The following is a 14,024-nucleotide window of genomic DNA, read 5'->3' as shown; positions in this document are numbered from 1 at the left end:
TTGATATTAAGAATATATGTTATCAAAATAATTGATAGTTAGGACAAAATTATGGATGTACGTGAGTTAACCACTTTTAAAATGATCTCGGAGACACGCAATTTTTCAAAGGCAGCTGAATTATTAGGTTATACACAGTCGAATGTTTCAATGCAGATCAAAAATTTAGAAGCAGAATTAGGAACTAAATTATTCGAATACCAAAAGCGACAGGTCATAATCACGCAAACTGGAATAGAACTTCTACCATTGGTGACGAAGACGTTAGAGAATTTTTCTGAAATCAAGACTTGGAATCAAGAAGCAGAACAGACAGGAATTTTAAAAATTGCAGCACCAGAATCATTAACTATCTCTATGGTGGCACCGATGTTGAGGCAATTTAAACAGAAATATCCTCAGGTTCAAATTGAATTGCAGAATGCGACTTGTTTACATAATGAAGAAACATTGTTGCGTGGTGAAGTGGATGTAGCTTTTATGATGTGGCCTAGTCGTCCTAGTAAGAAACTGATCGATCATGATTTGGGCGAACAAGAAATGGTTTTAGTAGTGCCAACTGATAGTAAAGTTTCATTTCAAAAAATACTTGATGACCAAAACGCCCAATTTATCATTAATGAACCAGAGTGTAGTTATCGCAATCAATTTGAAACTGCTGTTTGGCAGCAACATCAACGTCAATTTAGAACAACTAGTTTAGATAGTATTGCGGCTATCAAAGCGGCAGTGGTTAATGGATTAGGATTCAGTTATTTACCATTAACAATGGTAGAAAGTGAAATAAAGAATCAGAAGTTACGAGTCATTAAAACTGATATTGTGAATCACGTTCACGCCCATTTGTTGACTAGAAATTATAAAGAAAAATCTAATTTGATTTCTGAATTTATTCAAATGTTTTAGATAGAAAAAATATTGTTAATGATGCCTTACAATTACTGATTAAAATTTTGGTAATTGTGAGGCATTTTTTATATTATTAAGGAAGATGCTTGAATTTAATATTTATTCATTGTAATATTAGCTACTAACGTTTTAATTCAACTGAAGAATCATCGGAGGGTCTGTTTTTGAGGCTGGACAAGATGCTAGGTAGCCAGTGCTACTAAGTGTCTTGTTTTTTTTTACTGGATTGGAACTAAACAAAAGGGGGGAAATTAATGAAAGTATTAATGCCATATATCAAGCGCTATCGAAAAGATGTTTATATTGCGCTTATCTCAGTTATAGCTTTAGTATTTGCGACGCTTTGGCAACCACGATTGTTGCAAGTAATTATGAATGCAATTTTGAAAGGTGACAAAAATACTATTTTTCAACAAGGAATAGTTTTGATTATTTTGGCGATAGTCGGAATTATTGCCGGGGTCATCAATACGATTTATTCGGCTCACGTCGCCTTAGGTGTAGCGACTGATTTGCGTTCGGATCTGTATGATAAGGTGCAGTCATTTGCCTATGCAGATGTAGAAAAGTTCTCGGCGTCGAACTTAGTTGTTAGAATGACAAATGATATTAACCAGGTTCAACAAATTGTTATGGCCACTTTTCAACAAGTGAGTCGGATTCCATTGCTATTTATTGGAGCCTTTATTTTAGCCATGATAACAATGCCACAACAGTGGTGGGTCTTGATTGGTATGATGATTATTGTCATAGCGGTTAGTTTGTACACATACAAAAAGATGAGTAGTTATTTTGCGGAAACACAACAAGATATTGAAGATGTTAATACGGTTGCTCGTGAGAATTTGATGGGTATTCGTGTTGTTAAGTCATTTGTGCAAGAGCCGCATGAAATTAAGAAGTTTTCGACTGCTTCAGATAGTTTGACGAAAGTTACAGCCAAAATTGGTTATACTTTTGCCATTTTGATGCCAGCTTTCTTCTTAACGGCCAATATTGCCGTGGTTTTAGCTGTTTATCTAGTTGGACAAAATTTAACAGTTCATCCTACTTACTTAGCTGCGATTACTAGTTTTATTTCTTATTTAATGCAAATTCTATTTGCAGTTATCAATGGTGGCTTCTTAATGATTGCGGCTTCTAGAGCTAATATTTCATTAGGACGTATCGGTGAAGTTATGGGAACTGACCCTAGTATGTCATACGTTGAGGGTAATTCTGATCCGGTCGAAGGGGATATTGAATTTAATCATGTAACCTTTACTTATCCTGGTGATGATGCACCAACATTGAAGGATATTAGTTTTAAAGTTAAAGCCGGTGAAATGATTGGTATCGTTGGTGCGACTGGATCTGGTAAGACGACATTAGCTCAATTAATTGCCCGTTTGTATGATCCCGACTCTGGTACGATCAAAGTTGGTGGAGTTGATGTTCGTCAGCTTTCTGAAAAGTCTTTACGAGAAACAGTTGCTTACGTTTTACAGCGTTCGACATTGTTCTCGGGAACTATTTCAGCCAATTTGCGCCAAGTTAAAGAAGATGCCACACCAAATCAAATGCAGTGGGCAGCTAACGTTGCACAAGCTTCTGAATTTATTGAGCGTTTGCCTTTAACTTATGATGCACCAGTTGAAGAACGTTCTTCTAACTTCTCCGGTGGTCAAAAACAAAGATTGTCAATTACTCGTGGTGTTATTGCACAACCAAAGATTTTAATTTTGGATGATGCGACATCAGCTTTGGATGCAAAATCTGAAAAACTGGTTCAGGAAGCTTTGGATAGAGATTTAACTAAGACTACTACAGTAGTGATTGCCGAAAAGATCTCTTCAATTTTACGAGCAGATCGAATTTTAGTTATGGATAGTGGTCACATTGTCGGAAATGGTAATCACAAAGAATTAGTAGCTCATAATTCGGTATATCAAGAAATTTATCGTACACAAAAGGCTAGAGAGGGGGCAAAGTCATGAGGGATTTAAAAAACGCAGGGAAATACTATTGGCACTATTTGAAGAAATACTGGTTTGGCTTTCTCATGACGGCAATACTGATCGGTATTTCAACCGCATGTATTGTTATTGCTCCAACTTATCTGGGACGTGCAGTTTCTGAGTTAACAACTTACTTGCAACAGTGGACGAATACTGCTGCTCGTGGTGATGCCAATCTAGGTTCTTTCCATAAAACTTTGTGGGTTTACTTAGGATTATATCTAGGTGATGCCAGTACTTTATTTATTGCCAGTATGATTTTAGCTAGAATTACGGCTTATTCAACTGGTACGATGCGTGTTGGGTTATTCCGTAAGATGCAACGAATGCAGGTACAATATTTCGATTCTCACAGTGATGGGGATATCTTGGCACGTTACACTTCTGATTTGGATAACATTTTTAATGCGATGAATCAGGCTTTGATCGAGATTTTCTTATCCGTCGCCCAATTTATCGGTATCCTGATTGTCATGTTTGATCAGAATGTGACAATGGCCTGGGTAACGATGGGTTCTACTCCGGTAGCTTTAATTATTGCGGCAGTTGTTATGAAAAAAGCTGGCGTGGCGGTTAACCATCAACAAGATGATATTGGTAAGATGAACGGTTATATTAATGAACAAGTTACCGCTCAAAAGGTTATTATCACTAATGGTTTACAAAAAGATTCAATTGCCGGATTTAGAAAACATAATCAAAAAGTTCGTCAATCAGCTATGTCTGGTCAAATTTGGTCAGGTGTTTTGAATCCATTGATGCAAGGGATGTCCTTGTTGAACACGGCCATCGTTATTTTCTTCGGTTCATGGTTTGCTTTGAATGGAACTTTATCAACTGGAGCAGCTTTGGCCTTAGTCGTCGTCTTCGTTAACTATGCGCAACAGTATTACCAACCAATCATGTCGTTGACTAGTTTGTACGGGATGATTCAATTGGCTATTACAGGTGCTCGTCGTGTTGATGAAGTTAGAAGTCAACCAGATGAAGTTCAACCCGCTGACGGTAAATCATTGGTTGGAATTAAAAATGAATTGCAGATTGATGATGTTCACTTTAGTTATTTACCAGGTAAAGAAATTTTACATGGTGTTTCAATTTCAGTACATAAGGGTGAAATGGTGGCTTTAGTTGGACCAACAGGTTCCGGTAAGACAACTGTTATGAACCTTTTGAATCGTTTCTATGATGTGGACAGTGGAGCAATTACGATTGATGGGACTGATATTCGTGAGTTTTCTTTGAAAGAACTGCGAAAGAATGTTGGTATCGTCTTACAAGATCCACAATTATTCTCAGGAACGATTGCGGACAATATTCGATTCGGTGATCCTGATGCAAGTATGGAACGTGTTATTGATGCTGCTAAACAAGCTAATATTCATGAGTTTATTGCTAGTTTGCCTAAGGGTTATGAAACAGAAGTATCTGATGAGCAGAGTATTTTCTCAGCTGGTCAGAAACAATTGATGTCGATTGCTAGAACAATTTTGACTAACCCACAATTATTGATTTTGGATGAAGCCACTTCAAATGTTGATACTGTTACGGAAGCCAACATTCAAGCGGCAATGGATCGTGTTATTCAAGGCCGGACTAGTTTCGTTATTGCCCACCGTTTGAAGACAATTTTGAACGCCGATAAGATTGTTGTTCTAAAAGATGGTGCGATTATTGAACAAGGTAATCATGATAAATTGTTGGCAGGGGATGGTTTCTATGCCGGACTTTATCATAATCAAATGGTTACAGATTAAATTACGTAAAAAAACTTTTTAGATTTGAAATTTAAATCTGAAGAGTTTTTTTATTTAAATTCGTGTGATAGATTTAAAATGATAGGATTGATTAAGTTAAATATTATTAAAAGGAATTTTTATGGAAAACAAAAAGTTTTTAGAAGAGATTGTTGGGAAAAAAATAAATTTTTTAATTGGGGCTGGAGCAAGTTCTACATGGTTGAATACTTTGGAAATGGAAAACTCGGGAAAAAGTTTAGAAGATGTATATACTGAATGTGAAGATAAATATGAAAAATTGATACTCATGGCTCTATTTTTTGATAAATCTGTAAAAGAAGGGTTGGTTATAAAAGATATTGAAAATGAAGACAATAATTTAAAAAATACTATTGAGAATTATAAAAATTTTATTGAAAATGTAGTGAATATCGCAAATATGGGTGGATTTGAGCAACCCAAAAGGGTAAATATATTTACCACCAATTATGATACTTTTTTTGAGAATGCATTTGATGAATTGGCACTAATAAATCCACTAATAAAGTTTAATGATGGATCCTCTGGATTCTTCACAAGGGTAGTGAACTATAAAAATTATTATTTCAATTATATACATAGTGGTGCATCAGATTATTTTAGACGTGAGATACCTTCTATAAATCTTTATAAAATACATGGATCGTTAACGTGGAAAAAAATTAAAAAATCTATTGTTTCAGATTTTTCTAATGAAAAAAAGAATGAAATAATGAATATTGGTAATTATGTGAGTGAACTAAGATTTCAGTCTATGAATGTTGAAAGATTAGAAAGAGAATTGAACACTAGTAAAGATCCTGTCCAATATCTGAATAATATTTCCTTATCAGGAGATGAAAAAAATAAATTAGAGAAATTTGGTGATTCATACAAAGAATTGTTAATAGTTAATCCAACAAAAAGAAAATTTGCAGAAACGGTTTTTGAAAACTATTATTATCAAATGCTCAGGGCATTTTCCAACGAATTGGAAAAAAAAGAAACTGTTCTTATAGTCTTTGGTTTTTCTTTTAAGGATGAACATATATTGGATATTATTCATCGTGCACAATATAATCCAGAATTAAAAATCTTTGTAATTCCATATTCGGAAGAGGATATAGAATTTATAAAGGAAAAGATGTCAAATTTTAAAAATGTTGAGTTTATTACGGAATTTGATGAAAAAAAGAATTTTAAAAATGGTGATTTTGATGTATTCAATAGTCTTTTAAGTGGGGAATACGATGATTAATGATGATATAACGGTTGGTAGTGTTATTGAAATTAAAGGAAACTATGTTAGAGCACGAATGTACCAGAATACAAATATGATGACATATTTCAAAAATAATCAAGTTTATAGAGGTGTTGGAATAGGTCAATATGTGGGTATTGTAAATGGACCTTATAAATTAGTAGGAAAAGTTACTAGAGAATTTGCCGATGATAAAAGCAAAGATCCAAATGACCAAGAATTTAGTTTGAATAGATATATCAGAGAAGTGAATATTAATATAATAGGTAATTTCAGAAACAAGAAATTTATACAAGGAATATACGGATTTCCACAAATATTTTCTGAAATTGTTTTGCTTTCAGACGATGAGATAAAGATGATTATTGGGAATAATGTTAATTCAGATTACCAATTGAATATAGGTTACACTGTACCTGATAAAGTTCCGTTTTCATTGGACTGGAGTCATCTATTTAATACACATTTTGCGATATTCGGTAATACTGGTAGTGGTAAATCAAATACTTTGACTAAAATATATACGGAATTATTTAAAAAGGATGAAAATAATGAGATATCTTTAAAAAAGTCAAAGTTTATTTTCATAGATTTTAATGGGGAATATACTTCAAATGAGATTTTTTCGCAGAATAAATCTGTACTAAATTTGAACACTAAAAAGATAAATGGTCAGGATAAACTAATATTATCCAATACAGAATTTTGGGATGCTGAATTTTTATCGGTTTTGTTTTCAGCAACGTCTCAAACACAAGAACCTTTTTTAAGGGCAACCTTGAATTTCTTTAAGCCAGGAAAACATTTCAATAATAAAAAGCTTATACATTATTTAACTGAAGGATTAAAAAATACATATTTTAGTACTCATATGGATGCAAGAACACAACCATTATTAAATAAAATTTTGGCAATATTACATATTGAATTCGAGAAGGGATCAGAATTAGAGGAATTATTGGATAGTAATTGGAATAATAAATATTCCCAATATTACATGCGTAATGGAAGTTATGTGAATAAATTAAATAGGGATGATCTCATAGCAAAATTTGAATCAAAATTTGCACAGAATCTAAAGCGTGAAGTAGAACCTCTAAATTTATTAATGATTCTATTGTATCTTGAAATGATATTTAAATTAAAATATGGAAATAGCCAGTATGAGTATATAAGCTATTTTCTTAGTAGGGTAGAATCAAAAGAAAATATGTTTTGCAAAGTTGTGAAGGTAAGCGATGAATATGTCAATGAAAATAATATTAAAATAATATCTCTTAGAAATGTTAATAAAGAAATTAAATTAATTGTACCTTTGATTGTTGCAAGACAATCCTATAAAAATCAAAAAGAAAATAATGATGGAAATACGGAATTAAAAAGTACAACACATTTAATTATTGATGAGGCACATAATATTTTATCAACGTCTTCCAATAGAGAAAGAAAGGAATGGCGTGATTATAGGTTGGATGTTTTTGAAGAAATAGTAAAAGAAGGACGTAAATTTGGATTTTATTTAACTATATCTAGTCAACGTCCGGCAGATATATCTCAAACGATTGTGTCACAAATGCACAATTATATTATTCATAGACTTGTGAATCAAAATGATTTAGAAATGTTGGATAATTCTCTAAATTCTTTAGATATGATTTCTAGACAGTCCATACCTACATTGTCTGCAGGTTCAGCAGTTTTTACAGGCATAAATTTTGAATTACCAGTTGTGGTAAAAGTAGATAAACTTATGGATAAATTATCCCCAAATAGTAATAGTGCAAATTTGACTAGATTATGGTCTTTAAATAAAAATAATTAGGTATTTATTCATAGAATTCTATATTTTGAATATGTTATTTGTAAATTACGATCGTGTAAATTAAAAAATAGCCAGTAACTCGAAAAAAGTTACTGGCTATTTATTTTGGGATAGAGTATAAAAGTGCCTTTTTTACTGGAAACCCGTAAACTTGAGAAAAGGTTAAGAGGTAAGGGAGATGAAACGAAAACGTCAAATCCTAATTAGTGTTCTTTTTAGTATAATGCTGATTTTTACCGCGATGAGTTTTGATCAATCGAATTTTGATAAAAGCGCTCCTGAAAATAAAATAATATCGAAGGTGATACCTACGGTAACTACTGCAAAGGCAGCGGTAACTCCGTATCGTACGCCAACAGCTGACCCGATAATTCTGTTATTTATTTGGCTGTCTTCGGGATATAATTTACAGCCAGAAAATCAATACACGTACGTCAATAATTCTAAAACTTTATATACCGATTCTGGTCGTTCAGTTGTGGATGCCTTATTAGGCCTGCTATCAAGTCCACATTATACTTGGTACCAATCTACTGATGGTCAGACTTGGACTCAAATGTCACAAACAACCAAAGAGTTAACGGTAACACCAACTAAAGTGGGAACGGTCTATTATCAACAGATGACGCGCTGGTATGGCCTAGTTCCAGGATTGTTGGATACTATCGTTTATTCAAAAGTAGCTTTCATAACAACTTTTCCAAGTCCTATTAACGCTACAGCTTTGGATGTAACAGCTAATGATAAATATTTGTACAATAATCAATCTAGCGCTATGACAACTTACGTAACGGGAACGCCAACTCCAATTGATTCGACAGGAAATATTACTTGGAAAGTTAGTGATACTAGTTTAGCTACTGTTGATAGCAGAACAGGCTTAGTAACAGCTAATACTACTGGTAAGTCAGGAACAGTACGGGTGACGGGAACAATGACCAACAGTAACGGTACTAGTGTTGGTGGGTATGTTGATATTAAAATTGGTGGTGGTCTGGATGACCAAACTGTTGATGAGGGTAAGAAAGCCAACTTTACAATTCAGGGAACTTTCGATGAGAAGCCCACTAATGTTGTTTGGCACAAAGTTGATGCTGCGGGAAAAGATACAGTTGTGACTAATAGTAATAGTGACGTGCTGACTTATACGACGGCTAATACTGTCTACGCTACTGACAATGGAACTAAGTACTATGCAGTTGTAACCGTGACAAGTGGTGATAGTACGACAACCGTTACTACTAATAAAGCTAACTTAACGGTTAGAAAAAATGTCGTTCCTGACGTTTCTGTCAATAATACTATTTTTAATAGTAGTTACGAGGATCACAATAGTGAAAATACAACAATAAATAACGTCGCTGAAAACGATAAGATAGTTCATCGAATCAATATCAAAGATGGCAATCTGAACTCGGTTTTAACGAGAGCTGAAATCCAAATTAAGTTACCTAAGAGTTCGGTGATCGATAATGTTAAAGTGAATAATCAAAATTTTACAGATTATACGAATGTCGCTGATCCAAATAATAATCAAGGGACAATTTTGACTTTACGTAATTTAAATTTTGTAATTACAAAGGAATTCGCAATTGAAATCAATTCAACCGTTGGGAAAAATGAGGCCTTGTCGTTCAACTCCACTGTGAGTGCGAACGGATATGACACTAGTGGTAATTTGTTAGGACAGTATATACCAGCCCAAAGTTTGCAATTGAATTTTGCGGACAACAGTATTAATTTACAAGCGAATGATTGGAGTTATAAAACAATTAATTCGTATACGGAAAATTCCTTAATCGACAGGAGTAAAATGGAAAACAGTCATTTGGAAGTAGTCGACAAACGTCGGAATAAACAGGCTTTAACTTTATATTTATCACAGAGAGAGCCTTTTAAATCTGATGAGAAAGAATTGAATTCCGAGATGCGCTATTATCAACGAGATGGTAGTTATCAAGTCTTGAATGAAAATGGAACTTTAGTTTCTGAAACAACTACCGGACAAACACTTGATTCAGTTGCTTGGCAAGATCACGAAGGACCTAAATTGTATATCGGTGATGGTGTCCATGATGCTGGTAATTACACTACACAATTGGAGTGGTCACTAGTCGAATCAATTAAATAAGAGCGTGGAACAAGTCGCTTAGATTCTGAGCATTTGCAGGACTTTGCGAATTGGCTGCGTAGCAGACGGTTCGTGAAGTCAGGCAAAGCACAGGAATCTGGCTTGTGGAACGCGTTTCCACTATATTGCATAGAACATTGGCCATTCATTAAATAAAAGCAAAAATAAAGCGGGTAATCGAAATACGATTACCCGCTTTTATTTGTTTTAAGTCCAAAAGACTTAATGAATTATCAATGTAATGAAGTTGTAGAACAATTTCAAACCGTAAAGAATGATAACAGCGCCGCAAACCATATTGATAGTCCGTAAAACTTTAGCGTTGAATTTATCTTTAAACTTAGCGATGACTAGATTCAAACCGATAAACCAAACAAATGAAGCGATGACGACACCGCCAATGAAGATTGGATAACTATTGACTGGTAATGTGACTTGAAAAGCCCCCAACATCAGTGATCCATCAATGATTGCTTGTGGATTGAACCAAATCATGACAAAAGCTGTTGAAATGGTTTTGAACATGGTTAATTCAGTATCTTTACTGCCAATTTCAGAAGTTTCAGCACGCAAAAGATTAATCCCCATATAAATTACGATTAAACTTCCGAAAAGAAGAATAGCAATTTTAAGCCATTCAAATTGCTTCATGATTGCTCCAATACCAAAGAAGCAGGCGATTGATAGAGCAATGTCAAAGAAAGCCACAAAAAAGGCAGCAATATATGAACGACGGCGTGATTGAGTTAACGCATTATTGATCACAAATAAATTTGCTAAACCAATCGGCGCTTCAATCGCGAATCCCATAGTTAGTCCTTGTAGAAAAAAGTTCATAATTTTACCTCCCTTGCCAACCAAATTATGGTTTATAATTTAAGCATAATAATGATTATATAAGTGTTTTTAAAAATAGTAACCAACCAAGTTATTTTTATAAACCCAACCAAAGGAGAAACAAATGCGAAGAGAATTTCCTGTCGTAATTGATTGGCAACCAGACAAAAAAAGTTCAGTACCAATTTATCGCCAAATTGTTAAATATGTTTGTGATAAAGTTGCCAGTGGACAATGGCAAATCGGCACTAGATTGCCGTCACAGCGGGATTTAGCCAAAATGTTTCACGTGAATCGGAGTACCATTTCAACCGCTATTGATGAATTGACTTCATATGGAATAATTTCTGGTAAGCATGGTGCCGGGACTCAAATTATCAGTAATACTTGGTCATTGATGTTGCCAACAGCTTTAAATTGGAAAAAATATATTTCTGCCGGCTATTTTCAAGAGAATACGCGTCGTATCCAACAGATCAATCATTGGGAATTTGCTCCTAAGATTACTCGTTTAGGAACAGGGGAGTTGGACCCTCGACTTTTTCCTAAAAAAATGTGGTCGGAAATCATGCAAAAATTGAGTACCGAAATCACATCTTTGGGATATGCGGAACCCTTAGGCTTGTTAGAGTTGCGAACAGCGATTGCTAAACATATGCAGAAATTAGGCATCAATGTTGGAGTGAAAAATATTTTGATTACCTCCGGTGCGTTGCAAGCTTTACAGCTGATTGCTTCATGTCTATTGGAAGATGGTAGTACCGTTTTTACTGAGGCACCAAGTTATTTGAAGTCACTCCAAACATTCCAATCCATGGGTTTGAATTTAGACGGTATACCAATGGATAGAGACGGGATGGAATATTGGCGTATTGAGAAACGTTTGAAAGATAAGGAATCAGTTTTGTACACGATCCCGACCAATCATAATCCTACCGGTACCACGATGTCAGATTTCAGACGTCACGAATTGATGGAATTTTGTATACAAAATAGACTCCCAATCATAGAAGATGGAGTCTACCAGGAATTATGTTTTGACGAACAACCAACCGCTTTGAAAGCTATGGATAAAAACGGGATGGTCATGTATTTAGGCAGTGCTTCAAAAGCTTTGGCACCAGGCTTGAGGATTGGTTGGGTCATTGCATCTGAACCAGTTATCCAGAGACTAGGAGATACCAAGATGCAGATGGATTATGGAGCCAGTTCCTTATCGCAATTGGTATTCGCTGAATTTTTGAATAGCGGTTTGTATGATGAATATCTAATCAATTTAAAAAAAGAATTAAAGAAACGTCGCGATAACGCTTTGAAAGTTTTGGAAGATAATTTTCAGGGAATTGCCACTTGGAATCAACCTATTGGTGGATTTTATATTTGGTTAACATTTAAGAATGATATTGAGGCTGAGGATTTGTTTGAGAAAGCCTTGAATGAAGGGATACTTTTGAATACCGGTGATATTTATGATTTTAAGAAGAACCGGTCTATTCGATTGTCCTTTGCTTATACTACTTGTGATGAGTTTAGTATGGCTATGGGGAAATTGAGAATGCTTATATAGTTTAATTTGTTTAGAAGATATTCTTTTTAGAAAGGGTTTCTGTAATATTATAGTTTTTGAATTGGTAATTAAGGGAGAATAAATATGGTTGAAGATAAAAAGAGAAAGTATGATGTTTCTATCAGATTACATAAGAAAAATGTAACTAAATATGAGAACGTTTTAAAAGATGAGTATAAAAAGGATGGTAGCGAGGGGGACAAAATTAAAATATATTCATTGAGCTCTAAAGGTATGGGACACGGCAAAGCTTTTGCCTTATTACGTCAGAAATCCACACCTAAGTGGAAAGGACTGTTTGAAAATATGATTGGAAAACGTGATGAAATTCCCGATAATTTTTATTCTAAAGCAGTCATCGTAATGAAAATAATGTCTAAAAATGGAGACAATTATTTCATGAGTATATCTTTTGGATACGGAGATTCATTGTTAAATTCGGATACCATTATTAATGATTTTGGGAAGAATATTGCTGCAAAAAAAATAAGTAATCGAATGATAGACTCTGTCAGCACAATGCAGATAACGGATGCCATTGTTCAAAGTAATAAACAAATCGTAGGAAATAGTTCTGAGGGAATAAATGATCTGATAAGTGGTGATTCTGAATTTCCTAGTTCCGTATCCGGAGTATTTCGAAATGGAGCTGTTGAAACAAAAATAGAAGGTTTAGGTAATTTACTTAAAGCAAAGAGAATGATGAAGCCTAATGAGATTGCTGAGGATCTAAAATATTATTTAGATGCTTATTTGACAGATGACAAGGTTTCAGAATGGATATCTAGACTTTCCAAAGTAACTAATAAAAATGAAATTGAAAGATTAAATTATTCTATGGTTCAAAGCATAGAGAAGGGTGAAGAATTTGGTATAGCTTATCCATATTTCGTAGAAGTATCTGATATGGATGTGAGCGGTCTATCCAAGAAAATAGATTCAATGGATGCCTCCTTGGTAGAAAAATTAAGATTGTACATAAATAGTCGCAAGCATACCGCGAAAACAGTATTGAGTAGAATAAAAACAATTAGTAAAGTGACGGTTACAGTTTCAGAAAATGGGGAAAAAAGATCTGAACGACTTTTTAAGTGCATATTTTTAGAATTAATAGAATTAAAGAAAAGATATATTTTATTTAATGGAGAATGGTTTGAAGTTTCCAATACTTTCTATACGGATATGAAAAATGTCTTAGATTCAGTAAAACGATCTAATCTTTGTTTACCAGAGTCAAGAAATAATGAGAATGAAACGGAGTATAACAGTAGGGCTACTAATAAACTTGGAAATGCATGTGAATTACATTTAACAGGTTATAGAAACAGATATATAGGCAAAGGTAGTGTTGAGCCAGCGGATATTGTTACAAGTGATAGGAAATTTCTTTATGTTAAATTTGGTAAATCGTCATCTACGTTAAGTCACCTATTTATGCAGTCGATAGTTCCTGCCCAATTGATGTCGCAAAATGTTGATGATAAGTTCAGAGAAAAAATTGAGAAGGAATTGATTGAAAAAAATTCTCAAATTTTTAAGACTGGTTTTCTAAGTAAAAATATTCCTAATAATAAAATAACAATTGTGTTTGTTATTATAAGAAACAAACAAGAATTACCATTCTTTTCTATGATTAGTTTCTCACGAACAATTAATGAGTTGAGATCTATGGGATTCAAAGTGGAATTAGCATGGGTTAAACAAAAATAAAGTGTCAGTTTTCCACATTCTATTCAATTAATC

At 34.0% G+C, this 14,024-nt stretch carries 9 protein-coding genes; 8 read left to right on the top strand and 1 reads right to left on the bottom strand.

Translation table 11 applies throughout. The features are described from left to right. Window positions 1-51: 51 nt before the first annotated feature. The 6 genes from LKACC16343_RS08255 (at window position 52) to LKACC16343_RS08230 (ending at window position 9,877) form a co-directional block, all read left to right on the top strand. Complete coding sequence (locus tag LKACC16343_RS08255) at window positions 52-906, top strand: LysR family transcriptional regulator (RefSeq protein ID WP_056951219.1); 855 nt, start codon at window positions 52-54, stop codon at window positions 904-906. Window positions 907-1,163: 257 nt separating this feature from the next. Next, window positions 1,164-2,885: an ABC transporter ATP-binding protein gene (locus LKACC16343_RS08250; RefSeq protein ID WP_056951221.1), complete on the top strand. Its 1,722-nt coding sequence runs from the start codon at window positions 1,164-1,166 to the stop codon at window positions 2,883-2,885. Next, window positions 2,882-4,663, top strand: coding sequence for an ABC transporter ATP-binding protein (locus LKACC16343_RS08245; RefSeq protein ID WP_056951223.1), 1,782 nt, complete (start codon window positions 2,882-2,884; stop codon window positions 4,661-4,663). The genes LKACC16343_RS08250 and LKACC16343_RS08245 overlap by 4 nt, the downstream gene beginning before the upstream one ends. Before the next feature lie 121 nt (window positions 4,664-4,784). Continuing rightward, window positions 4,785-5,921: an SIR2 family protein gene (locus LKACC16343_RS08240; RefSeq protein ID WP_056951226.1), complete on the top strand. Its 1,137-nt coding sequence runs from the start codon at window positions 4,785-4,787 to the stop codon at window positions 5,919-5,921. Next, the gene (locus tag LKACC16343_RS08235; RefSeq protein WP_056951228.1) at window positions 5,914-7,746 is read left to right on the top strand and encodes an ATP-binding protein; all 1,833 of its coding nucleotides are present in this window, start codon (window positions 5,914-5,916) and stop codon (window positions 7,744-7,746) included. The genes LKACC16343_RS08240 and LKACC16343_RS08235 overlap by 8 nt, the downstream gene beginning before the upstream one ends. A gap of 178 nt (window positions 7,747-7,924) precedes the next feature. Beyond that, window positions 7,925-9,877 carry a hypothetical protein gene (locus LKACC16343_RS08230; RefSeq protein ID WP_056951230.1) on the top strand — a complete coding sequence of 651 codons (1,953 nt, stop codon included), beginning with the start codon at window positions 7,925-7,927 and terminating at the stop codon, window positions 9,875-9,877. Window positions 9,878-10,099: 222 nt separating this feature from the next. Here LKACC16343_RS08230 and LKACC16343_RS08225 read toward each other — a convergent pair whose 3' ends face one another. Next, entirely contained in the window at window positions 10,100-10,714 is a 615-nt protein-coding gene (locus tag LKACC16343_RS08225) for a LysE/ArgO family amino acid transporter (protein WP_056951232.1), read from the bottom strand. 124 nt (window positions 10,715-10,838) lie between these two features. On the opposite strand from LKACC16343_RS08225, the gene LKACC16343_RS08220 reads away from it, so the two are divergent. Together LKACC16343_RS08220 and LKACC16343_RS08215 are read left to right on the top strand one after the other, a co-directional pair. Further along, entirely contained in the window at window positions 10,839-12,281 is a 1,443-nt protein-coding gene (locus tag LKACC16343_RS08220) for an aminotransferase-like domain-containing protein (RefSeq protein ID WP_056951234.1), read from the top strand. Between the two features lie 84 nt (window positions 12,282-12,365). After that, entirely contained in the window at window positions 12,366-13,991 is a 1,626-nt protein-coding gene (locus tag LKACC16343_RS08215; protein WP_056951236.1) for a DUF6119 family protein, read from the top strand. Window positions 13,992-14,024 lie beyond the last annotated feature (33 nt).

It is taken from the genome of Companilactobacillus bobalius, from assembly GCF_002179915.1.
Classification (GTDB): domain Bacteria; phylum Bacillota; class Bacilli; order Lactobacillales; family Lactobacillaceae; genus Companilactobacillus; species Companilactobacillus bobalius.
The sequence above is the reverse complement of the archived record's forward strand: the minus strand, read 5'-3'. Positions and strand labels throughout refer to the sequence as shown.

Excerpts from the sequence above, each read along its gene's own strand:
- LKACC16343_RS08255 (WP_056951219.1), top strand. The coding sequence starts at position 52 with ATGGATGTACGTGAGTTAACCACTTTTAAAATGATCTCGGAGACACGC.
- LKACC16343_RS08250 (WP_056951221.1), top strand. The coding sequence starts at position 1,164 with ATGAAAGTATTAATGCCATATATCAAGCGCTATCGAAAAGATGTTTAT.
- LKACC16343_RS08245 (WP_056951223.1), top strand. The coding sequence starts at position 2,882 with ATGAGGGATTTAAAAAACGCAGGGAAATACTATTGGCACTATTTGAAG.
- LKACC16343_RS08240 (WP_056951226.1), top strand. The coding sequence starts at position 4,785 with ATGGAAAACAAAAAGTTTTTAGAAGAGATTGTTGGGAAAAAAATAAAT.
- LKACC16343_RS08235 (WP_056951228.1), top strand. The coding sequence starts at position 5,914 with ATGATTAATGATGATATAACGGTTGGTAGTGTTATTGAAATTAAAGGA.
- LKACC16343_RS08230 (WP_056951230.1), top strand. The coding sequence starts at position 7,925 with ATGAAACGAAAACGTCAAATCCTAATTAGTGTTCTTTTTAGTATAATG.
- LKACC16343_RS08225 (WP_056951232.1), bottom strand. The coding sequence starts at position 10,714 with ATGAACTTTTTTCTACAAGGACTAACTATGGGATTCGCGATTGAAGCG.
- LKACC16343_RS08220 (WP_056951234.1), top strand. The coding sequence starts at position 10,839 with ATGCGAAGAGAATTTCCTGTCGTAATTGATTGGCAACCAGACAAAAAA.
- LKACC16343_RS08215 (WP_056951236.1), top strand. The coding sequence starts at position 12,366 with ATGGTTGAAGATAAAAAGAGAAAGTATGATGTTTCTATCAGATTACAT.